The sequence below is a fragment of the Neisseria sp. HMSC066H01 genome (assembly GCF_001837375.1).
Taxonomy (GTDB): Bacteria; Pseudomonadota; Gammaproteobacteria; order Burkholderiales; family Neisseriaceae; genus Neisseria.
Genome location: NZ_KV832194.1, coordinates 46557 through 72105, shown reverse-complemented (window position 1 = coordinate 72105; position 25549 = coordinate 46557). Strand labels below are relative to the sequence as shown.

The window sequence follows — 25549 nt, the reverse complement described above, 5'->3', positions numbered from 1 at the left end:
TTCAACCTTGTCCAATCACCGCAAAAAAACCTTTGCAAAACTTAAGGCCGTCTGAAACTTTGCTTGGTTGAATCCCCTCGCCGCAAACGTTAAAATGCTTGTTTTTTAAGACAACAAATTGTTTCACATCACGGATTCTAAGGAATAATCATGACTACATTTCAAATTGCGCGTGCCGACGGGAAAACGCTCGAAATCCAAGGCAAAATGGCCAACCGCCACGGCTTGATCGCCGGTGCGACCGGTACGGGTAAAACCGTTACCCTGCGCCGCATGGCGGAAGCCTTCAGCAGCGAAGGCGTCCCCGTATTCTTGGTCGATGTCAAAGGCGATTTGTCGGGCATTGCGCAAGCCGGTGCCAACAGCGGCAAAGTGGGCGAACGCATCGCCGAGTTTGATTTGGGCGAGCAATGGCTGCAAAGTTTCCCCGTGCGCTTTTGGGATGTTTACGGCGAAACTGGTATTCCCGTACGCGTGACCGTTTCTGAAATGGGCCCTATGCTTTTGGCCCGCCTGATGAATCTGAACGACACGCAGGAAGGCCTGCTCAACCTCGTGTTCAAAGTTGCCGACGACAGAGGCTGGCACATTCTGGACTTGAAAGACCTGCGCAGCATGCTGAAACACGTTTCCGACCACGCTTCGGAATACCGTACGCAATACGGCAACGTCTCCGCCGCCAGTATCGGCGCGATTCAGCGTCAGCTTTTGACACTGGAGAACGAAGGTGCGGAAAAATTCTTCGGCGAACCTTCCCTCAACCTGCAAGACTGGATGCAAACCGACAACGGCAAAGGCATCATCAACATCCTCAACTCCGAAAAACTGATGCGCTCGCCGCGTATGTACAGCGCGTTTTTGCTGTGGATGTTGGCAGAATTGTTTGAAACCCTGCCCGAAGTCGGCGATTTGGACAAACCGAAATTCGTGATGTTCTTCGACGAAGCGCATTTGATGTTCGACAATGCCGCCAATGCACTGGTCGAACAAATCGAACAAGTCGTGCGCCTGATCCGCTCCAAAGGCGTGGGCGTATATTTCGTCACCCAAAACCCGCTCGACTTACCTGACACCATTCTCGGCCAACTGGGTAACCGCGTACAACACGCCCTGCGCGCCTTCACGCCGCGCGACCAAAAAGCGGTTAAGGCCGCTGCCGAAACCTTCCGCAGCAACCCAAACATCAAAGTTGCCGAAGCGATTGCCGAACTCGGCGTCGGTGAAGCCCTTGTTTCCTTCCTTGATGAAAAAGGTATGCCCGAGCCGGTAGAACGCGCCCTCATTCTGCCGCCGCAATCTTCTTTGACCCCGCTTGCCGCAGAAGAGCGCAACCGCTTGTTCCAAAACGACGATTTGTATCCAACCTACAAAGACATGGTGGACAACTACTCCGCTTTTGAAGCATTGGCCGAAGCAGACAGCCAAGCTGCTGCTGAAAAAGAAGCCGCAAATACCGCCAAAGAGCAGGAAAAAGCACAAAAAGCCGCAGAAAAAGAAGCCGCCAATGCCGATCCAGGCATCCTCGGCGGATTGCTCGGCGGCTTGAGCGGCGGACGTAAAAAATCCGGCCAAGGTTTGGGCTACAATGTTGCCGACGCCATCGGCAGCCAAATCAACCGCCAAGTCACCAACGCCATTTCCCGCAGCGTAATGGGCATTATAAAAAATATGTTCAAATAATCAGCCTGCAAACATAAAAGGCCGTCTGAAAATCAATTTCAGACGGCCTTTTATTTATCAATCCAATCAGTTCTTCATCGACTGCACCGGCGCAGGAATCCTGCCGCCTCGGTTGACGAATACTTCGCACGAACCTTCTTTAACCGGCATTACAGGTGCGTAGCCCAGCAGGCCGCCGAACTCGACGCTGTCGCCGACGGTTTTACCGGTAACCGGAATAATGCGCACGGCAGTGGTTTTGCTGTTGATCATACCGATGGCGGCTTCGTCGGCGATGATGCCGGAAATAGTATGAGCAGGCGTGTCGCCGGGGACGGCAATCATGTCCAAACCAACGGAGCAGACAGCGGTCATGGCTTCGAGTTTGTCCAGCGTCAGCACACCAGCTTCGGCGGCGGCAATCATGCCTTCATCTTCGGAAACGGGGATAAACGCGCCGCTCAAACCGCCGACCGCGCTGGAAGCCATCATGCCGCCTTTTTTCACGGCATCGTTCAGCAAGGCCAAAGCCGCTGTCGTGCCGTGCGTACCGCAGACGCTCAAACCCATTTCTTCAAGAATGCGTGCCACCGAGTCGCCAACGGCAGGGGTCGGCGCCAGCGACAAATCGAGAATGCCGAACGGGATGCCCAGTATTTTCGAGGCTTCGCGGCCGATAAGTTCGCCCACACGGGTAATTTTGAAAGCGGTTTTCTTCACAACTTCCGCAACTTCAGTCAATGTCGTTGCATCTGAATTTCCCAACGCGGCTTTTACAACACCCGGGCCGGATACGCCGACATTGATGACGGCATCCGCTTCGCCCGAACCATGAAACGCGCCCGCCATAAACGGGTTGTCTTCCACTGCATTGCAGAACACGACGATTTTGGCGCAGCCGAAACCTTCGGGCGTGATTTCAGCCGTGCGTTTGATGGTTTCGCCTGCTAGCTTGACCGCATCCATATTGATACCGGCGCGCGTGCTGCCGATATTGATGGAGCTACACACGATATCGGTAGTCTTCATCGCTTCGGGAATGGAACGGATCAGCACTTCGTCCGAAGGCGACATGCCTTTTTGCACCAGCGCAGAGAAGCCGCCAATAAACGACACGCCGATGGCTTTGGCAGCTTTATCTAAAGTTTGCGCCACGCTGACATAGGAATCGGCATGGGTGGCCGCGGCGATTTGGGCAATCGGCGTGACGGAAATGCGCTGATTCACAATCGGCACGCCGTATTTGGCAGACAAATATTTTGCCGTCGCCACCAAGTCTTTGCCGACCGTGGTGATTTTATTGTAAATATTTTGGTTCAACACATTGATATCGCTGCTGATACAGTCGTGCAGATCAATGCCGATGGTAATGGTACGGACATCAAAATTCTGGTCGGCCACCATTTTGACGGTTTCTAAAATCTCGCCGGATTGAATACTCATGGCTCTCCCTCCGACTTAAATACGGTGCATGGCTTGGAAAATTTCTTCGTTTTGCATACGGATATCAAGCGCGAGTTTTTTGCTCTCTTCCGCAAACAAATCCAAAACCTCTTGACGTGATTTGGTGCATTTTGAAGTGTCCACCAAAATAATCATGGTAAAAAAATCGTCCATCAGCTGTTGGCTGATGTTGAGAATATTAATTTGGTTTTCCGCTAAAATTTTGGAAACGTCGTACACAATGCCCACGCGGTCTTTACCGATGACGGTGATGACTGAATTGCTCATAACGCTGTTTCTCCTTATAGAATATTTGAAAAGTGTTGACAATTATAACACTCAGGCCGTCTGAAAAACTGTTTCAGACGGCCTGAGTATTCAAATTTCAATTTTAATTATCGCCCTGCTTTCAAAGCCTGCCACAAGCGAACACTGAGTTTGCTCGCATCGGTTGACTTGGGAGAGACGATGAAGCTTTTTTCCATCAATTCTTTACTTGGGAAAATCGATTCGTCAGATGTATATTTTTCATCCATCAAATCACGCGCCGGACGGCTGGCCGGAGCATAAGTCACATAGTTGCCGTTTTTGGCCGCTGTTTCCGGATTGAGCGTGTGATTGATGTATTTGTGTGCATTGGCCACATTTTGCGCATCACGCGGAATCATCAGCGAATCCACCCAAATACCGACGCCGCTTTTCGGCGCCAATACTTCGACTTCGACGCCGTTTCCTGCTTCTTTGGCACGGGTTTTGGCAATATTGAGGTCGCCGCCGTAGCCTACCGATACGCAAAGATTACCGGCAGCCATATCGTCGATATAGCCGGACGAGGTAAAGCGTTTGATGTCGGGACGCACTTTTTTCATCATATCGACAGCAGCTTTGATGTCATCAGGGTTTTCGCTGTTCGGGTCTTTGCCCAAATAATGCAAAGCCAAAGGAATCTGCTCGATGGCGCTGTCAAAATAGCTGATGCCGCAGGATTTCAGTTTTTGGGTGTATTCAGGGTTAAACACCAACTCCCATTCGTTTTCAGGCAGTTTGTCCGTACCCAAAGCCTTTTGAACCTGCTGCTTGTTAATCGCCAGCGTATTGATGCCCCAGAAATAAGGGACTGCATATTCGTTGCCCGGATCGACGGTTTCCATCATTTTCAGCAAATCAGGATCGATGTTGGCGTAATCGGGAATTTGCGATTTGTCGATTTTTTGATACGCGCCGGCTTTAATCTGGCGGCCGACATTGGCAATAGACGGAGCAACCAGATCATAACCCGACTTGCCGGTCAGCAGCTTGGCTTCCAGCGCTTCGTTGCTGTCGTAGTAATCGTAGCGGACGTTGATATGCGTATTTTTTTCAAACGCAGACAGCGTGGCCGGATCGACATAATCCGACCAGTTGTAGATATTGAGTTTATCCGTTTGAGAGGAAGAAGTTTGAGATGCGGAAGATTCTGCGGCGGTTTCTTTTCCACCACTACACGCAGTCAAGACGAGGCTCAAGATTGCCGCCGCCATCAAAGATTTTTTCATGGTTTCAGACCTTTTGTTCGGGGGGTAAAAATATTGCAGCGGTGGCAGATGCCACTTACAAAAGGGAAACTGTGGGGGCGGCCGGCATGTGTCCTTTGCCCTTGATTCAGCAAGGTTCGCATTAAACGGCAAAAAGCTTTTGAATGCAAGACCTTAAAGCAGAAAAAATTCTCCCTTTTCAGACGGCCTGAAGCTATGGTTTTATTCATAAACAACATTTTTTCAGAAACGGTTTCATGCCGTCTGGAAAAAACTGTATGCTTATTCAGACGGCCTCAATATTTGTCAAAACCGCCCAATTTGTGGGAAAATTGCACGATTGAATTTAATGAAGGGCGACCCCGTGTTAGACAGAGAAGGCTATCGCCCCAATGTCGGTATTATCCTGATTAACGAACGTAACGAAGTCTTTTGGGGCAAACGCGTACGCGAACATTCTTGGCAGTTTCCGCAAGGCGGCATCAAGCCGGGCGAAAGCCCTGAGACCGCCATGTACCGCGAGTTGTACGAAGAAGTCGGCCTGCTGCCGCAACATGTCAAAATTATCGGCCGCACGCGCGACTGGCTGCGCTATGATGTGCCCAGCCACTGGGTGCGCCGCGAATGGCGCGGTTCGTATCGCGGACAAAAACAGATTTGGTATCTTTTGCGTTTGGTCGGCCGCGACAGCGACGTCAACCTCCGCGCCTGCCATCATCCTGAATTCGACGGCTGGCGTTGGCACCAATACTGGGCGCCGGTTGACGAAGTCATCGACTTCAAGCGCGGCGTGTATTTGGGCGCATTGACCGAACTTTCCCGTTTCTTGCGCGGCATAGAAAGCTATGAAGAATTTATCCGTCGCAATCCAATAGAAAACCTATAACCCAAACGCTTTCAGGCCGTCTGAAAGCGTTGTTTTTCATCCTTTCAGACGGCCTTTACATTATTCCTATGGCTAAAAACAATCAATACAGCGAATCCAGCATTACCGTCCTCAAAGGTTTGGAGCCGGTCAAAGAACGTCCCGGCATGTACACCCGTACCGACAGCCCGACCCATATCTGTCAGGAAGTGATTGATAACGCGGCGGACGAGGCGTTGGGCGGTTTCGCGACTGAAATTGACGTGCAAATTCATGAAGACGGTTCGCTTTCCGTGCGCGACAACGGCCGCGGCATTCCCGTCGGCCTGCACCCTGAAGAAGGCGTACCCGTAGTCGAACTCGTGTTCACCCGTCTGCACGCAGGCGGCAAGTTCAATAAAAAAGACGGCGGCAGCGCGTATGCCTTTTCGGGCGGCCTGCACGGCGTCGGCGTATCCGTGACCAACGCCCTCTCCACCCGCCTTGAAGTAACGGTCAAACGCGAAGGCAAAATCCACCGCATCGTCTTTTCCGGTGGCGACGTCATTGAGCCTTTGACTGAAGTGGGCAAATGCGCCGTCAAAGACAGCGGCACCGAAGTGCGCGTGTGGCCGGACGGCAAATATTTTGAAAGCCCGAATTACAGCATTCCCGAACTCGAGCGATTATTGCGCGCCAAAGCTGTATTGCTGCCCGGTGTGCGCGTTTCCCTGACTCGTCCGGTCAAAGGCGAAGACGAAGCATACACCCAAACTTGGCACTACCCGGATGGCCTGAAAAGCTATCTGACCGACCTGATTGCTGATGCACAAGAAGCCGTGCCTATCTTCTCCTGCGAAAACTACATTTCAGACGGCCACAACGGCGATTTCAGTATCGGAGAAGGCGCCGCGTTTGCCCTGACTTGGCTGGAAGAAGGCTCGTGCGCCAACGAAAGCTACGTCAACCTCATCCCCACCCCGCTGGGCGGCACGCACGAAGCGGGCTTGAAACAAGCCGTGTTCAACGCGGTCAACAACTTCATCAACCTGCACAACCTCCTACCGCGCGGCGTGAAAGTACAAAGCGACGACGTGTTCGGCAAAACCGCCTTCGTCCTCTCCGCCCGCGTCCTTGACCCGCAGTTCCAAGGTCAGACTAAAGACAAACTGACCAACCGCGACGCATTGAAACTTGTTGCCACCGTATCGGGCGACCCTTTGGAATTGTGGCTGAACCAAAACGTAGACTTCGGCAAAAAAATCGCCGAACTCGCCATCCGTCAGGCACAAGCGCGGATGCGTTCGGTTAAAAAGATTGAAAAGAAAAAAGGCAGCGGCGTCGCCGTCCTGCCCGGCAAACTGACCGACTGCGAAAGCGAAGACATCCGTGAAAACGAACTCTTCCTCGTCGAAGGCGATTCCGCCGGTGGCTCCGCCAAACTTGCCCGCGACAAAGCCACACAGGCTATCTTGCCCCTGCGCGGTAAGGTGCTCAACAGCTTCGAAGTCCACCCCGACCAACTCTTCGGTAACGCCGAAATCCATGATATTTCCGTTGCCATCGGCGTTGATCCGCACGGCATCAACGATAATCCCGATTTAAGCGGCCTGCGCTACGGCAAAATCGCCATCTTGTCCGATGCCGACGTGGACGGTTCACATATTCAGGTTTTGCTGTTGACCCTGTTCTACCGCCACTTCCCGAAACTGATTGCCGACGGACACATCTACGTCGCCCAACCGCCGCTGTTCCGCGTCGATGTCAATGCACAAGGCAAGAGCAAACCTGCCCGCAAATTCTACGCCCTCGACCAAAACGAACTCGACAGCATTTTGGAGCGGCTGCAAAAAGAAGGCGTTAAAGAAACTGCCTATTCCATCAGCCGTTTCAAAGGCTTGGGCGAGATGAACCCCGACCAGCTCAAAGACACCACCATGCACCCCGACACCCGCCGTCTGTTGCAGGTGCAAATCCCGGAAGGCGCAGATGACGAAACACGCGACATCTTCGTCAAACTGATGGGCAAAGGCGAAGCCGCCGCCCGCCGCGCATGGATGGAAAAAGAAGGCGATACGGCAGAATTGGATATTTAATCCATTGTTTCAATAGAATAAAGGCCGTCTGAAACTTTAAAAGTTTCAGACGGCCTTTTTTAAAACATAAGAAAATTAAGATTAAACAGTATTTCAATTTCAATACACTGCGGTTATTTACCTGTTTCTATTTTCGCGGCTTAATTGTGCCTTTATAAGACAAACAAAAAAGCACTGATATAATCAGTGCTTTTTAAATAATGGCGCGGCGGACGGGGCTCGAACCCGCGACCCCCGGCGTGACAGGCCGGTACTCTAACCAACTGAGCTACCACCGCGCATCCACTGTCAAAGACAATGAAAAGGAAACTTGGTGGGTGATGACGGAGTCGAACCGCCGACATTCTGCTTGTAAGGCAGACGCTCTACCAACTGAGCTAATCACCCGATAAGCTGACATTAAATCAAAAAATCAGGTTGCGCGCAAGGTTTTTATTTAAATAAAAACATATCCCATTGAAAGAATATAGAATATTTTATTTAACAATAAAAATAACCGTTATGCCCATCTATCAATCAAAAATCAAATGCCCCAATTTATCCGCCTTGGTATGCAGATAACGCTCATTTTCCACATTTTCGCCGACATGTAATGCAATCCGTTCAACCACATTAATGCCGGAATCTTTCAACGTTTGAATTTTCTCAGGGTTATTAGTCAGCAACCTGACTTCACGAATATGCAGATAATCATAAATCTGCTTGGCCAAAGTAAAGTCGCGCGCATCAACAGGAAGGCCGAGTGCAACATTGGCCTCAACCGTATCCAAGCCTTGGTCTTGCAAACGATACGCACGGATTTTGTTTATCAAACCAATGCCCCTGCCTTCTTGGCGCAAATATACGATAACACCGCGCCCTTCTTTCTGAACGGCCTGCATCGCCGCTTGAAGCTGAGGACCGCAATCACATTTCACCGAAAATAAAGCATCGCCAGTCAAGCACTCGGAATGAATACGCGACAATACAGGCAGGCCGTCTGAAACATCGCCCATCGTCAATGCGACATGTTCCTGACCGCCCTCTTCTTCAAAGCCGTGCATCGTAAATTCGCCCCACTCCGTAGGCAAACGGCATGACGCGACAAACTTCAACGCGTTACTCATTTTCCGCTTCCTCGTTTTCAGCCACGCCCAAGAGGTTTTTCAAAGGTTCCGCCAAGGCTAATGCAAGGGCAATCCAGGCCACCAACACTTCGTCAGGCGCACCGTCCTTGACATCAAATTCAGCATGTACCACGCCTAAAACTGCACCGCTGGGCATACAGACGGGAACAGAAATCTGGCTCAAGCCGGGATGATTGCGTTCGTCCGACAATTCACCGATTTCCTGCCAATACGCCACATTCTGGCAAACATTCATCCAGCCGCTTTGCGCCGTACGCACAGCCAAAAAAGCCTGCCCGGCCGGCTCATCGATTGGAATCACATTTTCCAACGGCACGCCCCAACGGCTCAGACGAACCAGCGACAACGCACCATCTTTCGGAAACGCAGTATAAACGGCTGCACTTTTCAAATGCTCGGTGCGCTCGGCAACCGAATCCAAAGCCATAAAAATCTGTTTCAGCAATAATTCATGTTCGGCATCAACATAATCCGCCAACTGCCAACCGTCTTCAGACGGCCACAAAATCGAACGCTCAACCGAAGCATTGCCCATTTTAATCACAGCCTGGGCAGTCAAATAAGCAACATGTATCTCATCCGCAGGCAACTTCAAACCTTGCGTCTGCAAAAAATCTTTAATCAATAAAGCAGGCATCTGCCCTTCCTCACCAATAGTAAAGTTGAGGCCGTCTGAAAACAAACCCTGCTTTCAGACGGCCGGAATAAGCCATTATATAAGGGATAAACCGAAAAATTCAAGCAAACAAGACTTTGCGCCCCCATTAATCTTGTGTATAATCCACGGTTCAAATTAGTGCGGACGTGGCGAAATTGGTAGACGCACCAGATTTAGGTTCTGGCGCCGCGAGGTGTGAGAGTTCGAGTCTCTCCGTCCGCACCACCCAACCCCTTTACGGGGCTTTTTTTTCGTCTAATCTCGCCCAACGCGGGCAACCAATCCCAGTAATATCAATGCCTTAAGGCCAATCAACCGCTTTCTAATCGTCTAATACAAATAATGCCGTTTAATTGAGTAAACCACAAATTGTGGGTATGATTCAGGGAATCAGCCAAAACCACTGAAAAACATCCCCACAATGCCACTAAACGACCGCCAAATTAAAGCTGCCAAACCGTCTAACACTGGAAAGAAAGTTAAGTTATTTGACGGAAACAGCCTATATCTTGAAATTACGCCAGCGGGCGGGAAAATATTCCGCATGAGATACCGCATGAATGGCAAAGATAAAGACTTCACTATCGGGAAATATCCAGCCGTTTCACTGGTAGAAGCCCGACAAGCTACCGAAAACGCCCGCCGCATGATTGCACAAGGGCAAGACCCTACCAAAGCCAAGCAAGAAGCCGAAGCAGCTCGACAAGCCGCCTTGTTAAATACTTTTGAGCATTTAGCCAAGCAATGGCACAAGGACAATTTGCCCCGCTGGAAAGAACACCACGCCGAGCGAATCATGCGTTATTTGAAAAATGACGTTTTCCCAGTCATTGGGGAAATCCCCGTTAATGAAATCAAGGTAACCCACATCAAAACCCTGCTTGATTCCGTGATGGCGCGGGGCGTTACTGATACCGCCGACAAAATCAGGGGCTGGATAGGAGCGATTTTTGACTATTCCGCCATGCTGGAAATTTCAGAAAACAACCCCGCCCGCCTGTTGAAAAGTCATATTCCCAATTTACCCACCAAACATAAACCCGCCCTGCCCCGTGAAGAATTGCCGGAGTTTTACCGCCGCCTGATACTGGCAACCAACATAGAACGGCAAAACAAAATTGCCATCATGCTGGTTATGCTGGTGTTTGTGAGAAATAACGAATTACGCGGCGGCCAATGGCAAGAAGTGGACTTTAAAAACAAGCGTTGGATTATTCCCGCTGAAAGAATGAAGCATGAAAAGATGAAGCCGAAGCCCGCTTTATGTGTGCCTCTTTCTGATTGGGCAATAGAGCTTCTTCAAGAGTTACACACGCTGACAGGGTATAGCCGGTTTATGTTTCCAAGTAGAACCAACGTAAACCGCCATATCAGCGAAAACACGCTAGGAAAAATCATTAACGAGAAACTAGGCTACAAGGGCAAGGCCACGCCGCATGGCTTCAGAGCAGTAGCAAGTAGTTTGCTTTATGAAAACAACTTCAACGGCGGCGCAATCGAAATTCAGCTTGCCCACGTTGAAGAAGATAAAACAAAGGATTCATACGCCTACATGGCCGAGTATATGCCCCAGCGTATCGAGTTTATGCAATGGTATAGCGACTATTTACGGGAGCAATACAACCAGGCATTACAGATGATCCAAGAGAGCAAGACGGATTAAAAATTCCCTATGCGCGTGAGTAAATATACTGGTTACACTGGTTACCACAAAACTTTACAAATATAACTATATGAATATAAATATAAATACAAAGAAAAAGCGGTAACCAATTAACGTAAATTTACTGGTTACCAACTGGTTACCACTGGTTACCATTTTATACAGAAAGAAATTAACCCTATGAAATACAGTGCATTAGATGTTTTGCTTTCGTTTGACCGCTTGGACGTGGGAAACATAGAGCTTGAGACCGGCACAGAGCAACACGCAACGGCGGCCGGTATTGAGCATAGAGACATTAGTCCGATAAATCCGTTTAGGAGGATTTAGAACAATGAGCCTTATTCAGAAAGAATTAAAAAGAGAGAGCAGCCTATATATTTCATTTGAGAACATTTTGAAATATATTCAAAAAGCAGACGGGGGAGAAGCCGATTTAGCTGATGTAGCAAGATTCTTGCTGATGGATTATGAAAAGAAATTTGATGCCGGGAAAGTGCTTTTAATCGATGACTACGAGTTTGAGGGAGAAATGATAGATGATAATGCTTATATGCTAAATTCTACTCAAACAGAATATGCCCAAAGCGAAGTAGCTAACCCATTCCGTCTTTACTTAGAAGACATGGCTAAATATAACTTAGAATCGGCAGAATATTTTGGATTGAATTATTATTTAGAAAAGCATTTAGTAATTCAATATGCAGCCGACATTCTTGGAAAAGATTATTCCAGCCTTTCTGATATTGATGAGGTTTTAGAAGAAATACAAAGAGAAAACGAAGAAAATAGAAAGGTTAATGATAATATCATGATTGAATTATTTGGAATCGATAATGATGAAAGCAAGCAAGAAAGTTATAGTTCTTTTCATGAGCAACCATTATCTTTAAAACTTGCTAATAATGCCTTTTCGAGATTTTGGGGAAATGCAAACCCAGCGGAAAAAGACACACAGCCAAATAATTCAGATATTGCTAAATGAGTAATTGAGCAATCAGGAGGGAAAATCACGCAAACAATGGCAGATAAAATAGCGCAAATCATTCGCCCTGAATGGGCGGCAACGGGAAGAAAACCCGATAAATAAAAAAAAGGTAATCTATCTTTCCAGCCTTTATTTATAAGGCTTTCAACAAGCGGAATCAGGTTAAGTTAAATCCTGATTCCGTTTTTTTGTTTGGTTGTCTTTCGCAAAATATGCCCATCTAAACCACACGAATGAAAGGCAAAGCATATGAATAATACAGTATTAAGAGTAAACGATACTGCCCGCATTATGGGCGTTTCACGAGCCACTATTTGGAATTGGGCAAACCCTAAGAGCCGCCATCACCGCCCTGATTTTCCTAAGCCTATCAAACTTTCTGAAAATATTACCGGCTGGCTTTCCAGTGAGATTGAAGAGTATCTCAACAAACTGGCCGCCAAGCGTGAAGAGTAGGAGTTTTCGTAACAATACGCGCGCGCGCGAAGAATCATCGGGAATCTATCCCTTTAGACAAAATAAAACCGCCTGAACGGACATTCAGACGGCCAAACAAATTAAGAGGTAAGAAAATTATGGATAACCATTCTATCAGCATTAAGTCCAAAACGCCAAGCCAAAGAGAGCGCATTTTAGCCCGATTAAGAAAAGGGAGCGTTACTTCATGGGAGCTGGCACAGATGGGCATACTTAGCTATAACACACGCATTATGGAGCTTCGCAGAGCGGGGCATGAAATCATAACCGTGATGGAAGAAGTGCAAAACCAATTCGGGGAGACCGTGAAATGCGGGCGGTTTTGTTTGCTGGTGTCGGAAAAGAGTAAGTCATAACGCCATCTAACCCCGTAAAAAACCATTTGACAGATTGAGCTTTGAGAAGCAGAATTTAGTTTCTCTCTCAAATACGATTAGCCCAAATCAGCAGGGTAAACGCTGATTTTTTATCGCCATTTTCCCCTATGGCGTTTGAAGCCTATTTACAGGCTTTGGACGGCATATCAAAGTTTATGGCGGTGTGTGGTAACGGTAACGTCCACGCCTGACTAATCGCAGGAGAGAGCGCCGCCCCCTATTTTGGGCATTTCTCAAATCTCACTTTACGATTAGGAGCATTTCAAATGCAATCTTGCACTTTTCCCCAAATCCAAACCACTCAAAATCAAGCCGCTGCTATGGCTTCCACTTGCCATGCTTCAGGCTTTGCCGCCATTGTTTACGAGCCTATCGCCTACTTTGACGATTTAAAGGCCTGTTCATCTATTGCCCGCCCACTTGGTATCTATCCATCACAAGGCGCGGCCATCTTAGCCTGTAAATCCTTTATCAATTCCATTTCAGACGGCCTGAAAGAATGGGCTGCTTACAGCGTAACCCACGCCGGTTAAGCCCACCTATTCCCTGAAATTTACCCGCCTTTATGCCGCCTATTTCAGACGGCATAGGGCAAACTTCGCCCTAGTGTTTTCATAACTCATTGATTTTATTAGATTCATGTTTTGAAACACTGGAGGCAGAGCAAAGGATAAACCATGAAACAGACCAATAAATCAGACCGTTTCCGCCGGTATTTAAACCGCGCCTTGCTGGTGTTTTGGGCGTTGCTTTTGGCGTTGGTAGTCCGAGCCTGTGATCAGCCCGCCCACGCCGACACGGAGCAACTAGAGCCGGAAACGCCCGCAATATGGGAAACAGACCCGACAGCCGGAATCGTTTTAGAACCTGTATCAGAGGAGGCAGAGCAATGAAAACCATCATGGATAAGCTGGCAAACCAACTAAACAGCAAAGAGAAAGCAATCGCAGCGGTGGACGTTATAAGCACCATCTTGCTGATTGTGAATGACGGAGCAAGCCAAAAAGAGGCAATTCATACTGTATCAGTCATAGCCCGCGAAGCTATGGACAGATTCGAGGAGGTAGGAAAATGAAACCAACATACAAAGAAATCAGAGCCGCCGCGCAATACCACTGGCCGAAAATCCACGCGGCATTAGGCATAGACCCGCGATACCTGAAAAACAAACACCAGCCCTGCCCCGCGTGTGGAGGAAAAGACCGTTTCAGATATGACGACAAGGACGGAAACGGCACATTTATTTGCAGCCATTACAACAACGGCGCGGGCGATGGTTTCGGCTTGGTAATGCACTTTTTCGGGTGTGATTTTCAGACGGCCTTAAAGCAGGTTTCAGGCGTTTTAGGCATGGATAATGCAGACCCTTTGCCGATACCGCCAACACGCCTACAAGAGCAACCATACCCCGAAAAAGACCAAATCGAGAAACTGGCCGAATTGTGGAGAAGCACAGAACCTATCCGCCCCGATTCCCCTGTTATTCAGTATTTGAAATCACGCGGTTTGGACATGGCGCATTTACCCGAAAACGTCCGTTTTCTACCTGAAAAAGACTATTGGACAACGGGCGCGGATAAGCCGCTTTTGCTTGGTAGTTTCCCGTGTATGGTTTGTGCTATCCGCGATATGGACGAAGAGCTACAAGGCTTACACCTAACCTATTTGCAGGCGAGCTATGACAAGCCATGCGGAGAGGACGGACTACACGCCCCGCGCTATCAGAAACTGGCAATCAAAGACCCCGTAACAGGCGAAACATTACCGGCCAAGAAAATGCGAAACCGTAAGCAAGGCAGCATATCGGGGCAAGCCGTCCACTTGTTCCCGATTCCTGAAAATGGCCGTCTTGTCATTGCAGAGGGCATAGAAACCGCCCTAGCCGCCCGCGAATTGTACAAGGCTTACGATTGGGGCTTATACGCGGCCTTAAGTACAAGCGGCATGACTAATTTTCACTTTCCGAACGGTATAAAAGAAATTGCGATTATTGCCGATAACGACACGCCCCGCCCTGTTGGTTACAGAGCCGCTTGTGACTTGGCAATGCGAGCCTTTGAGCAAGGAATCAGGGCAAAAGTATTGAAAAGCAAAACGCCCGGCTATGACGCATTAGACGACCTGAACGAGAAGAAGCAATCAGACAACCATTTCGGAGGACAGACAGCATGAAAAATACCGAAACAGCGAAGCAGGAAAGCACCAACGATTACAACCTTGAAAATGCCGAGCCATTCCGCCCACGCCCTCACTTTGAAATCAACAATCGGGGCGTATGGTGGATAAACGTTAGAACCAACAAAAACGGGGATATTATCAAATCAGAGCCGCTATTACTTTCTGAACCTATCGATATTATCGGCACAGGGCAAGACAATGACGGCGCGTATTATCGGATTATCAAATTCAAAGACAAAAACACACGCCAACAAAAGACCGCCGCCCTACCACAAGAAGAAATCGGCACGGCGCATGGCTGGAAGCGGTTAGGCTGGCATGGTATAGATGTTTATTCAGAGGGCATAGAAAGTGGAAAGCTACGCAATTATTTACTAAAACATAGCGGCAATGCCGTCTTTACCATTACCGACCGCGCCGGCTGGAACGGGGAAGCCTACATACTGGCAGGCGGGGAAGCCGTTAATGCAGACGGCGCAAACATTCTATACAACGGAGACACCAGCCAAAAAGACGGTTACACAGAAAAAGGCAGCCTCAAGGAATGGCAGGAGCAGGCCGCGCGATACGCAGAGAACAATAGCCGCCTATGCCTTGCTTTAGGTTTAAGCATGGCCGCGCCATTCTTGGCACTTTTGAACGAAGAGGGAGGCGGTTTCCATTTGGCGGGCGATTCCTCAAAAGGCAAAACAACCGCCGCGCGTCTTGACTTGAGCGTATGGGGCGACCCTGAAACCACTAAAGGAAATTGGGATACTACCCCGCTTGGCTTGCAGAATTTAGCTTTAGCCCGCAATGATGGCTTGCTGGTGTTAGATGAAATCGGGCAATCAGCCGACCCGCGAAAAATCCCGCAAATGGTTTACAGCGTGATCAACGGCGTGTCAAAAACACAAGGCGCAAAAGATGGCGGCAACCGCCGGCAGAAAACATGGCGCAATCTGATCCTTTCAACCGGTGAAATAAACCCAGAGAGCCTGATAGGAGACCGCGCCCAATGGAAAGCGGGTAATCATGTTAGATTGCCTGACATACAGGCAGAGGCAAGATATGGCATTTACGACACGTTACACGGCTTCGCAGATGGCGCAAAACTGTCGGAGCATATCAACCAAGCCACAGCCAAGCAGCGAGGAACAGCAGGCCGCGCCCTTATCCGCCAAATCCTCAAAGACGGAAAAGAAGCCGCCGCCCAAGCCGTAGAAGCCAGCCGCGCCCGATTCCTTGAGACCTTGCCACCAATGGAGGGACAGGCGCGAAGAATTGCCCGCCGCTTTGCCCTTTTGGCCGCCGTCTTGGAATATGCCGCCCCTATTACCGGCATGAGACAAGGAGCAGGAGAAGCAGGAGTAAGGCAGTGTTTCAATGAATGGCTTGAAGAAAACGGCACAGGAAACCGCGAAGACCGCCGGATTATTGAGCAAGCAATCGCCTTTATGGACGTTAACGCCCTGTCTATGCGCTTTTCAGACTGGAACAGCCAAACCGTAAACCGCGACCATGCAGGTTATCGGAAACAAGAGGGGAGCATAGATGAATACTGGATAATCCCCGTAGTCTTTGAAAATGAAGTCTGTAAAGGATACAGCCCGCGCAAAGTATGTGAAGTCCTACATAATCACGAATGGTTAAAAAAAGCCGAAAACGGCAGATGGCAACACCAGCGCAAAAAAAACGGCGTTGCAAGCCGATTCTATGTTTTGATGGAAGAAGCCCCGCCCGACTTTGACGAATAACCAAGAGCAAGCCCGCCATGACCAACACAGGCGGGCTTTTTTACGTCCAAACATTCAAGCAGACCTACTTATAAAGCATAAAATCGACAGGAAGCCCCTAAATCTCAAAAATTAGGGCTGTTCAACCCTTTCCCTATACCCTACCCTACCAAATCAACGAAACACGCTTACGGCGCAATTTTAGCCTATTTACGCCATATCTACCCAAAAGGCAGGCAGTGGAATAAATAATTTCGACACCAATACGCGCGCGCCCGCGCGTAATAATGGTGTATTCATATGACTACACCCATGTTTTTTAATGTTTTTTATACCAATAAGCGCATAATCATGCAGCCCCTTGAATTTTTAGAGTCCATAAAAAGAAAGCGAAAAACGGCGGGTAACCACTTAACCGGCAGCGGTAACCAATTCATATAGCATAACTGGTTACCGCATTATCGTTGATTTATAAAGGTTTTTAGGGGCTGGTAACCAGGTAACCAGAGTAACCAGTGCATTTGTATATATATATATATATATATAGCGTTTTAAATTTGAGATGGAAGCCGCCGGCCTAATCACTCAAATAACAACACGCACCAAAAAAAGTTATAATGACCGGCACTAGACTGCTAAATTATTTTTTGACCTTTGCAAAAAAGGGGTTTATTTGGGGGTATAACAGACGTTTCCATTTTATCTTTCAGACGGCCTATCATTTATGTTGAATCCATCGCAAAAACTTGTCGAATTGGTCCGTATCCTTGAAGAGCGTGCCTATATTTTTCCGGGAGATCCTGTACAGGCGACGGAAGCGTTGCGACATATTGACGGCGGCAATGAGGAAAAACTGATACGCCGCGCTCAAATTATTGACCGCGACCAGCATTTGAAATATGTGTTGCAACAGGTGGAGACAGGCTCGTTTTGGCTTTGGATTGTTGCGGCGACGTTGTTGTTTACGGTCGGTTTTTCCAGCACTTATCTGTTGATGGACCATCAGGGGCTGAACTTTTTTCTGGTGTTGGCCGGGATTTTGGGCATGAATACGGTCATGCTGCTGGTGTGGCTGGCGACTTTATTCCTGCGTTTGAAAAATGTGCACTTTATCAGCAGTCCGGCAACTTGGTTCCGAGGTAAAGACCCGGTCAATCAGGCAATTTTGCGGCTTTATATGGGCGAATGGCGCAAACCGCAAACGCGTTGGCTAATTGGCGCAACCTCACACAGTCTGTGGCTTTGTACGCTGTCGGGGATGTTGGTTTCTGTTTTGCTGCTGCTTTTGGTGCGTCAATATACGTTCAACTGGGAAAGTACGCTTTTAAGCAATACGGCATTGGTAAAAACGGTTGAGGCTTTGTCATGGCTGCCGGAACGTTTGGGCTTTCCTGTTCCCGACAGTCAGGCCGTAATTGCAGGCCGTCTGAACAATCATATCGAAGATGCACGCGCTTGGGCGGGTTTACTCATCGGCAGCATTATCTGCTATGGCATTCTGCCTCGCTTGATTGCTTGGCTGGCTTGCAAGATTACTTTAAAAACCCTGCACGAACGTTTGGATCTGAATCAGCCCTACTATCAAAACATTCTCCGCACATGGCAGACGAAGATTGTTGATGCCGATGATTTTCAGGAAAACATCGTTCCCGTTTCATCTAAAATTACGCTGAACAATGCGCCCAAATGGGCTGTTACACTGGAAACGGAATGGCCTGATCCGCTTTGGTTTTCCGGCGTTTTGGCGCAAGAGTGGATAGACAAAGGCGTAGTCGTCGGCAGAAAAGATTTGGAACAATTGGAAGCCGAATTGAAACAAACTCCGGCGCAACTTCTCATCGGCGTACGCACGCAAACTGTTCCCGACCGCGGCATTTTGCGTCAAATCAGCCGCTTGGCCGAAGCTACGGATGGCGGCGTTATCATTCAGCTTTTGAATCAAGACAGTTTCTCTGAAGATTTGGATACCAAACTGGATTATTGGCGCGATGCGCTGGCAGAAAGAAACATTGCCTGGCTGGAGCCGACCCGTTTGGCACAAGAAAAACGGCAAAGCGCTATTTGACAGATAAACCGAAGGCCGTCTGAAACCTGATGTTTGGGTTTCAGACGGCCTTATTTATTGTTGAGGATTCATCTTAATGAGGTTCGTGGTGATGCTCTTGATGATGTTTGGGCTTGGCTGCGTGGTGTTTGGCTTTTGGTGCAGGTTTTTTCATTTTTTGCGGTTTGGCTTTTTCGTGCATACGCTCTTGTTTCGGATGCATGTCGTGTTTGCCATGCGCAGAAGCGACTGGTGCCAAGACCAAACCGGCAGCGGCAACTATCAAAGAGGTCATTTGAATCAGTTTTTTCATATTTATCTTCTTTCAAGAGGTTGATTTGAGGTAAAAATAAGCATTTATTCGCACTCAAGCGATGGACAGATATTAATGGCTTTGACTGCCAGCTACTGTCAGCATTCGGCGAAATCTGTTCAAATTTTGGCAATAGAAGTATGGCAACACAATGATGTAGCAAGGTTTTGAAAGTTTACCGTCAATTTTGACAAAGCGTCTTTACACATTTCCCAAACGACAAAAAGCGCGAACCTTTCGATTCGCGCTTTTTTCAGACGGCATCAATTATTTTTTGTCGTCTTTTACTTCTTCAAAGTCGGCATCTACAACGTCGTCGTCTTTCTTAGCAGAAGACTCGGCTTGTGCGCCCTCGCCTGCTTGTGCTTCGGCTTGCGCTTGAGCGTAAACCATTTCGCCCAGTTTTTGGCTGGCTGTACCCAAAGCTTCGGCTTTAGCATCGATAGCGGCTTTGTCGTCGCCTTTAACGGCTTCTTCAGCTTCTTTCAACGCAGCTTCGATTTTTTCTTTCTCAGCCGCGTCGAGTTTGTCGCCATAGTCAGCCAAAGATTTTTTCACGGAGTGAATCAGAGCTTCGGCTTGGTTGCGTGAAGCGACCAATTCAGTCAGTTTTTTATCTTCTTCAGCGTTGGCTTCGGCATCTTTCACCATGCGTTCGATTTCTTCTTCGCTCAAACCGGAAGAACCTTGGATGGTGATGTTGGCGGCTTTGCCGGTGCCTTTGTCTTTGGCAGAAACGTGCAGGATACCGTTGGCATCGATGTCGAAAGTAACTTCAATTTGTGGCATACCGCGTGGTGCAGGTGCGATGTCGGTCAAGTTGAACTGACCCAAAGACTTGTTGGCAGAAGCGCGTTCGCGTTCGCCTTGCAGCACATGGATGGTTACCGCGCTTTGGTTGTCTTCGGCAGTAGAGAACACTTGAGACGCTTTAGTCGGAATAGTAGTGTTCTTTTGAATCAGCTTGGTCATCACGCCGCCCATGGTTTCGATACCCAAGGACAGAGGGGTTACGTCCAGCAGCAATACGTCGCTGCGGCCGCCGCTCAATACTTCGCCTTGAATCGCTGCACCTACGGCAACGGCTTCGTCAGGGTTCACGTCTTTGCGAGGCTCTTTGCCGAAGAAGTCTCGAACGGCTTCTTGTACTTTCGGCATACGGCTTTGACCGCCGACCAAAATCACGTCGTCGATGTCGCTGGTGCTCAAGCCGGCATCTTTCAATGCGATTTTGCAAGGCTCGATAGAACGTTGGATCAAATCTTCAACCAAGCTTTCAAATTTGGCACGGGTAATTTTCATGGCCAAGTGTTTCGGACCGGTTGCGTCCATAGTAATGTACGGCAGGTTGATTTCGGTTTGCTGACCGCTGGACAATTCGATTTTGGCTTTCTCGGCAGCTTCTTTCAGGCGTTGCAGAGCCATGACGTCTTGTTTCAAATCAATGCCTTGTTCTTTTTTGAACTCGTCAATGATGTAGTCGATCAAGCGTTGGTCGAAGTCTTCGCCGCCCAAGAAGGTGTCGCCGTTGGTTGCCAATACTTCGAATTGTTTGTCGCCGTCGATGTTGGCAATTTCGATGATGGAAATATCGAAAGTACCGCCACCCAAGTCATACACGGCAATTTTACGGTCTTTGCTGTCGCCTTTGTCCATACCGAATGCCAAAGCGGCTGCGGTCGGTTCGTTGATGATGCGTTTTACTTCCAAACCTGCGATACGGCCTGCGTCTTTAGTTGCTTGACGTTGGCTGTCGTTGAAGTAGGCAGGAACGGTAATCACGGCTTCGGTTACTTTTTCGCCCAAGTAAGCCTCGGCTGCTTCTTTCATTTTACGCAAAACTTCTGCGGAAATTTGAGGAGGAGACAGCTCTTTGCCTTGTGCTTTTACCCATGCGTCGCCGTTGTTGGCTTTGATGATTTCAAAAGGCATGGATTCAATGTCGCGTTGTACTTCTTTGTCTTCAAATTTGTGGCCGATCAAACGTTTGGCGGCGTAAATAGTGTTTTTAGCGTTGGTTACCGCTTGGCGTTTTGCTGGCGCGCCGACGAGGATTTCGCCGCCGTCCAAATAAGCGATAACGGAAGGAGTGGTGCGTGCGCCTTCTGCGTTTTCGATTACTTTGGTTTGACCGTTTTCAGAAATGGCCAAACAAGAGTTGGTTGTACCTAAGTCAATACCGATTACTTTTGCCATATTATGTTGCTCCTAAATAAACTTTTCTTAATTAATAATCCTGTGGAACATTTCGTTCCGATGGCTTGTAAATAGGGTTGCTTCATTTTTTTTCAAGGCCTATTTTGAATTTTTTTTAAGATTAAATTCAAGTGCTTGATTTATTTATCCACAAGCCGTTTATTCTTTTTTCAGACGGCCCGGTTTTCATTTTCCGATTCCGGTTTATCAGAATGATTTTCCAATAGCGGAACATCGGGTTTTGAAACCGGATAAGGCCGTCTGAAGATTTTATGCTTGATAAACTTTATCAAGCGATGCCTTCAATCTTCTTTTTTCGCCACAACAACCATTGCAGGACGCAGCACGCGGTCGGCCAATGTATAACCTTTTTTCATCACGCTGACGATGGTATTCGGCTCTTGCTCGCTGACGACTGCCTGCATCGCTTGATGTTGGTGCGGATCAAGTTTGTCGCCCGGCTGCGGGTTGATTTCTTTAATATGGGTGGCATCAAACGCTTTTTGCAGCTCGTTCAAAGTCATTTGCACGCCCATTTTCAGCGCATCGAAATTGCCGCTTTGGTCCAGCAGCGCCATTTCGAGATAATCTTTAACCGGCAACATTTCTGCTGCAAATTTTTGTCCGGCGAATTTATGGGTATCAGCGATTTCCTGCTGATGGCGACGGCGCAGGTTTTGCTCGTTTGCCAGACCGCGCAATTCACTGTCTTTGAGCTGGCCTTCCAACTCGGCGACACGCGCCTGAAGTTCTTCGTAAGTCGGTTCGGCTTGTTCGGTTTCAACGGTTTCGGCAGTTTCTACGGCTGCCGCTTCTTCTGCTTCGTGTTGATGTTGTTCGTTATGCTCCGTCATTTCTGACATCCTTTTAGCGTGTTGATATTCGATGTTTCATATATAAGGCCGTCTGAAAAAACTTCAAGCATTTGAATGCCGATTATCAAATGCCTTGTTAAAATACGTTGGAAAACGGTAAGATAACCATCTGATTGTATTCTTCAGACGGCCTCAAACATGAAAAAAGACCATTTGAATTCAACTGATTTTAATCTGTGGCACACCATCCGCGAAGAAACCGAAGCCGCCGCCGCGGCCGAGCCGATGCTGGCGAGCTTCCTGCATCAAACCGTATTGCGCCACCAGTCTCTCGATTCGGTATTGGCCTACCATCTTTCCAGCAAGCTCGGCAGTCCGATTATGGACGTGCGCGCGCTGTTTGAAATTTATCAGCAGGCTTTAAGTGCGGACACCCGCATCAGCAAATGTGTCGAGGCCGACTTGAAAGCCATTTACGAGCGCGACCCGGCTTGTGATGAATATTCGCTGCCGCTGTTGTATTTCAAAGGTTTCCACGCCGTACAGGCGCACCGCATCAACCACTGGCTCTATCAAAACGGCCGCAAAACGCTGGCGTATTTCCTGCAAAACCGCATGTCGGAAGTGTTCGGCGTCGATATCCACCCGGCTGCGCGTTTCGGTCATGGTTTAATGCTCGACCATGCCACCGGTTTTGTCGCGGGCGAAACCGCCGTCTTGGGTAACAATATTTCCATCCTCCACGGCGTAACGCTGGGCGGCTCGGGCAAAGAAAGCGGCGACCGCCACCCGAAAATCGGCGACGGCGTGATGATTGGTGCGAACGCTTCGATATTGGGCAACATCCGCATCGGCAAAAATGCCAAAATCGGCGCAGGCAGCGTGGTGGTTGCCGACGTACCGTCTTCAATTACCGTTGTCGGCGTACCGGCCAAACCGGTCGGCCGCTCTTCCAAAACCCCTTCTGCCGATATGGATCAAAGCATTCAATTATCATCTACGGATTTTGTGATTTAAACCGTCTGCCATTAAAAAGGCCGTCTGAAAAAACAAATCTTTCAGACGGCCTTTTTATGATTTTAAATCTTGGCGTCAACCGCGTTTGCGCAAGGCTTCCAAGTGCGTTTTAACCTGCTTGACTTTCTCTTCGGTAAACAGCTTGGCAATGTTTTTCCAAATGCTGTGATAACCGTAAGGACCGTGTTGCATTTCGGCTTTTGCCTCTTCCACCGGCCAGCCTTGATAAATGATGCGGTACATTCCGGCAATCAAACCGGTACGGTCCGCGCCGTGATAACAATGGATAAGTACCGCGCCGTTTTGCTGTTGTTTTTCAATCAGGTATAGGATTTCCGCAATCTCTTTCGGCTTAATGCTCCATGACAGCAACGGACGGTTTAGCAAGGTCAAACCATACGCTTTCAAATGGTCGTCATCGTTGCGGTCGAAAAAGCGCAGGTTGATCACGCTTTGAATGCCCAGCTTGACAATGGCTTCGCCATCTTCGGCAACGGGCTGCTCACTGCGGTAAAGCTTGTCATCGATGCGATAAAGGTTGACATCGTGTTTAATGGGTGTTGCCCACCGTTCGGACTGAAAGGCTTTGCCGCCGTTATCCGGCGGCGCGGACGAGCAAGCGATGGGCAAGCCGGAAGCGAGAAGGCACAATAAAAGACGGCGCATAAAATTCCTGTATGAAAATCAATGGGAAAACAAATATCGAAAGATTTTATCAAAACCCGTCCGGATATTCTATCCGCGCAAACCGCGTTACAATAAAGCCTCTTTTTTCAGACGGCCTTTCATCATGACCTGCCTTGCTTGGAACACCACACCTTCCCTTGCTACCCTTTGCCGCGCCATCGAACAACATACCGCGCCGCTTTATTTGATTGTCTGCCTGCCTGAAAACCATATTCCCGATTTTCCATTATCGAATCATCCCTCCGAGCTTGAAGGCCGTCTGAACAGCCGCCTCGTTCAAGCCATGAAATGCCTTCAGTTCAACAGCGTCAATGTTTTAGAAAACCTCTTGCCTGACGTGCACCTTTGGCTGGTTCCGCCACACCGCGCCGACTGCTTGCACGAACATTTCCCTCATATCGAATGGCAAACCGAAGCCATACCCCAATCCACCCCAACTCCCCTAAAACCTTGGTTCAGACGGCCTGAACATCAAGCCGCGCCCGAACACGTCCTGATTATCGGCGCAGGCATTGCCGGCGCAGCGACCGCACGCAAACTGGCGGAACACGGCGTACGCGTTACCGTTTTAGAGGCCGGAAAAGCAGCGCAGGCAGGCAGCGGCAACCGCCAAGGCTTGCTCTACGCCAAAATCTCACCGCACGATACCGAACAAACCGAGCTGCTGCTGACAGGCTACGGCTACACGCGCCGATTGCTGGAAGACTTGCTGCCCGATTCCGACGTATGGGGCGGAGACGGCGTATTGCATTTGAATTTTGACGACAGCGAACGCAAACGCAATCAGGCCTTGGGTTTGCAACACCAGCATAAACACCTCTACCGCAGCGTATCTGCCGGAGAGGCTGCATCTATCGCAGGCATAGACGTATTTTCAGACGGCCTTTACTGGCCGCAAGGCGTATGGCTGAATCCGCCCGCCGTCGTGCATGCCTTATTGAACCATCCGCTGATCGAGTTACACGAACACTCGCCGCTGACCGCCGTATCGCATGACGGCGCACAATGGACGGCACACACGCCAAACGCTCATTTCAACGCCAGCCATATCGTTTATTGTATGGGCGCACACAGCCCGACTGCCGCCGACACCAACGTCTCCGCCCTGCCTTTCCGCCAAATCCGCGGTCAAACCGGCGTTGTGTCCGCCAGCCCGTTTTCACAAAAGCTGCGTTGCGCCATTTCCGGCGAAAGCTACATCAGCCCGAGCTGGCAAGGCAGCCACTGCTACGGCGCGACATTTGTCCTCAACAGCAACGATGAAACTTGGTATCCGCACGAAGAAGCCGACAACCGCTCCGCCTTGCAACAACTCAATCCGCCATTGGCACAATCCCTATTTTCAGACGGCCTGCAAACTCCCCCGCTCCAATCCACACAAGGCCATGCCGCCCTGCGTTGCGACAGCCTCGACCACTTGCCCGTTGTCGGCGCACTCAGCGACATCGCCGCCATGCAGTCCGCCTACGCCAAACTGGCATTGGACAAAAACTACCGCCTCGACAATATTCCCTGCCCTTACCTGCCCCATGCCTACATCAATACGGCACACGGCACACGCGGCCTGGCGACAGCCCCCATCTGCGCCGCTGCCATTGCAGCCGAAATACTCGGCTTGCCGCATCCGCTATCACAAAGGCTGAGAACCGCGCTACACCCCAACCGCGCCATCATCCGCGCGATTGTTCGGCAGCAGCCGTTGTTATCCGTTTAAAAATTTCGTTTTAACTAAAAAAGG

General features: G+C 49.1%; 24 protein-coding genes and 3 tRNA genes. 16 read left to right on the top strand and 11 right to left on the bottom strand.

The genetic code is table 11. The annotated features are described in order from the left end of the window. Window positions 1-150: 150 nt before the first annotated feature. A complete protein-coding gene (locus tag HMPREF2551_RS04485; protein ID WP_070837426.1) occupies window positions 151-1680 on the top strand; it encodes a helicase HerA-like domain-containing protein in 1530 nt (509 codons plus the stop codon). A gap of 66 nt (window positions 1681-1746) precedes the next feature. Here the strand turns inward: HMPREF2551_RS04485 and HMPREF2551_RS04480 are convergent, their stop codons facing one another. From HMPREF2551_RS04480 to HMPREF2551_RS04470, 3 genes are all read right to left on the bottom strand, one after another. Beyond that, a complete protein-coding gene (locus HMPREF2551_RS04480) occupies window positions 1747-3102 on the bottom strand; it encodes a PFL family protein (RefSeq protein WP_070837424.1) in 1356 nt (451 codons plus the stop codon). A 15-nt stretch (window positions 3103-3117) separates the two neighbouring features. After that, the gene (locus HMPREF2551_RS04475; protein ID WP_063076269.1) at window positions 3118-3390 is read right to left on the bottom strand and encodes an ACT domain-containing protein; all 273 of its coding nucleotides are present in this window, start codon (window positions 3388-3390) and stop codon (window positions 3118-3120) included. 107 nt (window positions 3391-3497) lie between these two features. Then, window positions 3498-4637, bottom strand: coding sequence for a polyamine ABC transporter substrate-binding protein (locus HMPREF2551_RS04470; protein WP_070837422.1), 1140 nt, complete (start codon window positions 4635-4637; stop codon window positions 3498-3500). 328 nt (window positions 4638-4965) lie between these two features. Here HMPREF2551_RS04470 and HMPREF2551_RS04465 point away from each other — a divergent pair, with 328 nt between their 5' ends. Both HMPREF2551_RS04465 and parE read left to right on the top strand, forming a co-directional pair. Then, window positions 4966-5502: an RNA pyrophosphohydrolase gene (locus HMPREF2551_RS04465; RefSeq protein WP_003747493.1), complete on the top strand. Its 537-nt coding sequence runs from the start codon at window positions 4966-4968 to the stop codon at window positions 5500-5502. A 68-nt stretch (window positions 5503-5570) separates the two neighbouring features. Further along, complete coding sequence (gene parE / locus HMPREF2551_RS04460) at window positions 5571-7556, top strand: DNA topoisomerase IV subunit B (protein ID WP_049359887.1); 1986 nt, start codon at window positions 5571-5573, stop codon at window positions 7554-7556. A gap of 201 nt (window positions 7557-7757) precedes the next feature. On the opposite strand, the gene HMPREF2551_RS04455 is transcribed toward parE, so the two are convergent. From HMPREF2551_RS04455 to HMPREF2551_RS04440, 4 genes are all read right to left on the bottom strand, one after another. Then, window positions 7758-7834 (bottom strand) — tRNA-Asp (locus HMPREF2551_RS04455). Window positions 7835-7867: 33 nt separating this feature from the next. Continuing rightward, window positions 7868-7943: transfer RNA gene (locus tag HMPREF2551_RS04450), tRNA-Val, on the bottom strand. 125 nt (window positions 7944-8068) lie between these two features. Further along, window positions 8069-8662, bottom strand: coding sequence for a GTP cyclohydrolase II (gene ribA, locus HMPREF2551_RS04445; protein WP_003685106.1), 594 nt, complete (start codon window positions 8660-8662; stop codon window positions 8069-8071). Continuing rightward, entirely contained in the window at window positions 8655-9320 is a 666-nt protein-coding gene (locus tag HMPREF2551_RS04440) for a hypothetical protein (protein WP_070837420.1), read from the bottom strand. Before HMPREF2551_RS04440 ends, ribA begins: the two co-directional genes overlap by 8 nt. Window positions 9321-9481: 161 nt before the next feature. On the opposite strand from HMPREF2551_RS04440, the gene HMPREF2551_RS04435 reads away from it, so the two are divergent. The 11 genes from HMPREF2551_RS04435 to HMPREF2551_RS04385 all read left to right on the top strand — a co-directional run bounded on the left by HMPREF2551_RS04435 (window position 9482) and on the right by HMPREF2551_RS04385 (window position 18804). Then, window positions 9482-9566 (top strand) — tRNA-Leu (locus HMPREF2551_RS04435). Between the two features lie 196 nt (window positions 9567-9762). Next, window positions 9763-11004, top strand: a complete 1242-nt coding sequence (locus tag HMPREF2551_RS04430) for a tyrosine-type recombinase/integrase (RefSeq protein ID WP_070837419.1) — start codon at window positions 9763-9765, stop codon at window positions 11002-11004. A 334-nt stretch (window positions 11005-11338) separates the two neighbouring features. Further along, a complete protein-coding gene (locus HMPREF2551_RS04425; protein ID WP_070837417.1) occupies window positions 11339-11989 on the top strand; it encodes a hypothetical protein in 651 nt (216 codons plus the stop codon). A gap of 252 nt (window positions 11990-12241) precedes the next feature. After that, the gene (locus HMPREF2551_RS04420; protein ID WP_070837415.1) at window positions 12242-12448 is read left to right on the top strand and encodes a helix-turn-helix transcriptional regulator; all 207 of its coding nucleotides are present in this window, start codon (window positions 12242-12244) and stop codon (window positions 12446-12448) included. Between the two features lie 119 nt (window positions 12449-12567). Then, complete coding sequence (locus HMPREF2551_RS04415; protein WP_070837413.1) at window positions 12568-12825, top strand: helix-turn-helix domain-containing protein; 258 nt, start codon at window positions 12568-12570, stop codon at window positions 12823-12825. A gap of 287 nt (window positions 12826-13112) precedes the next feature. Then, window positions 13113-13379, top strand: coding sequence for a hypothetical protein (locus HMPREF2551_RS04410; protein WP_070837411.1), 267 nt, complete (start codon window positions 13113-13115; stop codon window positions 13377-13379). A 144-nt stretch (window positions 13380-13523) separates the two neighbouring features. Further along, complete coding sequence (locus HMPREF2551_RS04405) at window positions 13524-13739, top strand: PTS sugar transporter subunit IID (protein WP_070837408.1); 216 nt, start codon at window positions 13524-13526, stop codon at window positions 13737-13739. Continuing rightward, complete coding sequence (locus HMPREF2551_RS04400; RefSeq protein ID WP_070837406.1) at window positions 13736-13921, top strand: polyribonucleotide nucleotidyltransferase; 186 nt, start codon at window positions 13736-13738, stop codon at window positions 13919-13921. Before HMPREF2551_RS04405 ends, HMPREF2551_RS04400 begins: the two co-directional genes overlap by 4 nt. Beyond that, the gene (locus HMPREF2551_RS04395; RefSeq protein WP_070837404.1) at window positions 13918-15018 is read left to right on the top strand and encodes a DUF7146 domain-containing protein; all 1101 of its coding nucleotides are present in this window, start codon (window positions 13918-13920) and stop codon (window positions 15016-15018) included. Before HMPREF2551_RS04400 ends, HMPREF2551_RS04395 begins: the two co-directional genes overlap by 4 nt. After that, window positions 15015-16760, top strand: coding sequence for a DUF927 domain-containing protein (locus HMPREF2551_RS04390; RefSeq protein ID WP_070837402.1), 1746 nt, complete (start codon window positions 15015-15017; stop codon window positions 16758-16760). Before HMPREF2551_RS04395 ends, HMPREF2551_RS04390 begins: the two co-directional genes overlap by 4 nt. Before the next feature lie 703 nt (window positions 16761-17463). Beyond that, window positions 17464-18804: a DUF2868 domain-containing protein gene (locus HMPREF2551_RS04385; RefSeq protein ID WP_070837400.1), complete on the top strand. Its 1341-nt coding sequence runs from the start codon at window positions 17464-17466 to the stop codon at window positions 18802-18804. A 73-nt stretch (window positions 18805-18877) separates the two neighbouring features. On the opposite strand, the gene HMPREF2551_RS04380 is transcribed toward HMPREF2551_RS04385, so the two are convergent. The 3 genes from HMPREF2551_RS04380 to grpE form a co-directional block, all read right to left on the bottom strand. Next, window positions 18878-19096, bottom strand: a complete 219-nt coding sequence (locus HMPREF2551_RS04380) for a hypothetical protein (RefSeq protein ID WP_070837398.1) — start codon at window positions 19094-19096, stop codon at window positions 18878-18880. Between the two features lie 267 nt (window positions 19097-19363). Next, the gene (gene dnaK / locus HMPREF2551_RS04375) at window positions 19364-21292 is read right to left on the bottom strand and encodes a molecular chaperone DnaK (RefSeq protein WP_049348822.1); all 1929 of its coding nucleotides are present in this window, start codon (window positions 21290-21292) and stop codon (window positions 19364-19366) included. 302 nt (window positions 21293-21594) lie between these two features. Continuing rightward, entirely contained in the window at window positions 21595-22155 is a 561-nt protein-coding gene (grpE, locus tag HMPREF2551_RS04370) for a nucleotide exchange factor GrpE (protein WP_003747507.1), read from the bottom strand. 150 nt (window positions 22156-22305) lie between these two features. On the opposite strand from grpE, the gene cysE reads away from it, so the two are divergent. Further along, window positions 22306-23124 carry a serine O-acetyltransferase gene (gene cysE, locus HMPREF2551_RS04365; protein WP_003747509.1) on the top strand — a complete coding sequence of 273 codons (819 nt, stop codon included), beginning with the start codon at window positions 22306-22308 and terminating at the stop codon, window positions 23122-23124. A gap of 75 nt (window positions 23125-23199) precedes the next feature. Here cysE and HMPREF2551_RS04360 read toward each other — a convergent pair whose 3' ends face one another. Beyond that, window positions 23200-23790, bottom strand: a complete 591-nt coding sequence (locus HMPREF2551_RS04360) for a tyrosine-protein phosphatase (RefSeq protein ID WP_070837396.1) — start codon at window positions 23788-23790, stop codon at window positions 23200-23202. 124 nt (window positions 23791-23914) lie between these two features. On the opposite strand from HMPREF2551_RS04360, the gene mnmC reads away from it, so the two are divergent. Beyond that, a complete protein-coding gene (mnmC, locus tag HMPREF2551_RS04355) occupies window positions 23915-25525 on the top strand; it encodes an FAD-dependent 5-carboxymethylaminomethyl-2-thiouridine(34) oxidoreductase MnmC1 (RefSeq protein ID WP_070837394.1) in 1611 nt (536 codons plus the stop codon). Window positions 25526-25549 lie beyond the last annotated feature (24 nt).

Bases quoted from the DNA above. Each gene is read 5' to 3' on its own strand.
- HMPREF2551_RS04390 (WP_070837402.1), top strand. From the start codon at position 15,015: ATGAAAAATACCGAAACAGCGAAGCAGGAAAGCACCAACGATTACAAC.
- grpE (WP_003747507.1), bottom strand. From the start codon at position 22,155: ATGTCAGAAATGACGGAGCATAACGAACAACATCAACACGAAGCAGAA.
- HMPREF2551_RS04430 (WP_070837419.1), top strand. From the start codon at position 9,763: ATGCCACTAAACGACCGCCAAATTAAAGCTGCCAAACCGTCTAACACT.
- parE (WP_049359887.1), top strand. From the start codon at position 5,571: ATGGCTAAAAACAATCAATACAGCGAATCCAGCATTACCGTCCTCAAA.
- HMPREF2551_RS04440 (WP_070837420.1), bottom strand. From the start codon at position 9,320: ATGCCTGCTTTATTGATTAAAGATTTTTTGCAGACGCAAGGTTTGAAG.
- mnmC (WP_070837394.1), top strand. From the start codon at position 23,915: ATGACCTGCCTTGCTTGGAACACCACACCTTCCCTTGCTACCCTTTGC.
- HMPREF2551_RS04470 (WP_070837422.1), bottom strand. From the start codon at position 4,637: ATGAAAAAATCTTTGATGGCGGCGGCAATCTTGAGCCTCGTCTTGACT.
- dnaK (WP_049348822.1), bottom strand. From the start codon at position 21,292: ATGGCAAAAGTAATCGGTATTGACTTAGGTACAACCAACTCTTGTTTG.
- HMPREF2551_RS04380 (WP_070837398.1), bottom strand. From the start codon at position 19,096: ATGAAAAAACTGATTCAAATGACCTCTTTGATAGTTGCCGCTGCCGGT.
- HMPREF2551_RS04405 (WP_070837408.1), top strand. From the start codon at position 13,524: ATGAAACAGACCAATAAATCAGACCGTTTCCGCCGGTATTTAAACCGC.
- HMPREF2551_RS04400 (WP_070837406.1), top strand. From the start codon at position 13,736: ATGAAAACCATCATGGATAAGCTGGCAAACCAACTAAACAGCAAAGAG.
- HMPREF2551_RS04395 (WP_070837404.1), top strand. From the start codon at position 13,918: ATGAAACCAACATACAAAGAAATCAGAGCCGCCGCGCAATACCACTGG.
- ribA (WP_003685106.1), bottom strand. From the start codon at position 8,662: ATGAGTAACGCGTTGAAGTTTGTCGCGTCATGCCGTTTGCCTACGGAG.
- HMPREF2551_RS04475 (WP_063076269.1), bottom strand. From the start codon at position 3,390: ATGAGCAATTCAGTCATCACCGTCATCGGTAAAGACCGCGTGGGCATT.
- HMPREF2551_RS04485 (WP_070837426.1), top strand. From the start codon at position 151: ATGACTACATTTCAAATTGCGCGTGCCGACGGGAAAACGCTCGAAATC.
- HMPREF2551_RS04360 (WP_070837396.1), bottom strand. From the start codon at position 23,790: ATGCGCCGTCTTTTATTGTGCCTTCTCGCTTCCGGCTTGCCCATCGCT.
- HMPREF2551_RS04415 (WP_070837413.1), top strand. From the start codon at position 12,568: ATGGATAACCATTCTATCAGCATTAAGTCCAAAACGCCAAGCCAAAGA.
- cysE (WP_003747509.1), top strand. From the start codon at position 22,306: ATGAAAAAAGACCATTTGAATTCAACTGATTTTAATCTGTGGCACACC.
- HMPREF2551_RS04425 (WP_070837417.1), top strand. From the start codon at position 11,339: ATGAGCCTTATTCAGAAAGAATTAAAAAGAGAGAGCAGCCTATATATT.
- HMPREF2551_RS04410 (WP_070837411.1), top strand. From the start codon at position 13,113: ATGCAATCTTGCACTTTTCCCCAAATCCAAACCACTCAAAATCAAGCC.
- HMPREF2551_RS04480 (WP_070837424.1), bottom strand. From the start codon at position 3,102: ATGAGTATTCAATCCGGCGAGATTTTAGAAACCGTCAAAATGGTGGCC.
- HMPREF2551_RS04420 (WP_070837415.1), top strand. From the start codon at position 12,242: ATGAATAATACAGTATTAAGAGTAAACGATACTGCCCGCATTATGGGC.
- HMPREF2551_RS04465 (WP_003747493.1), top strand. From the start codon at position 4,966: ATGAAGGGCGACCCCGTGTTAGACAGAGAAGGCTATCGCCCCAATGTC.
- HMPREF2551_RS04385 (WP_070837400.1), top strand. From the start codon at position 17,464: ATGTTGAATCCATCGCAAAAACTTGTCGAATTGGTCCGTATCCTTGAA.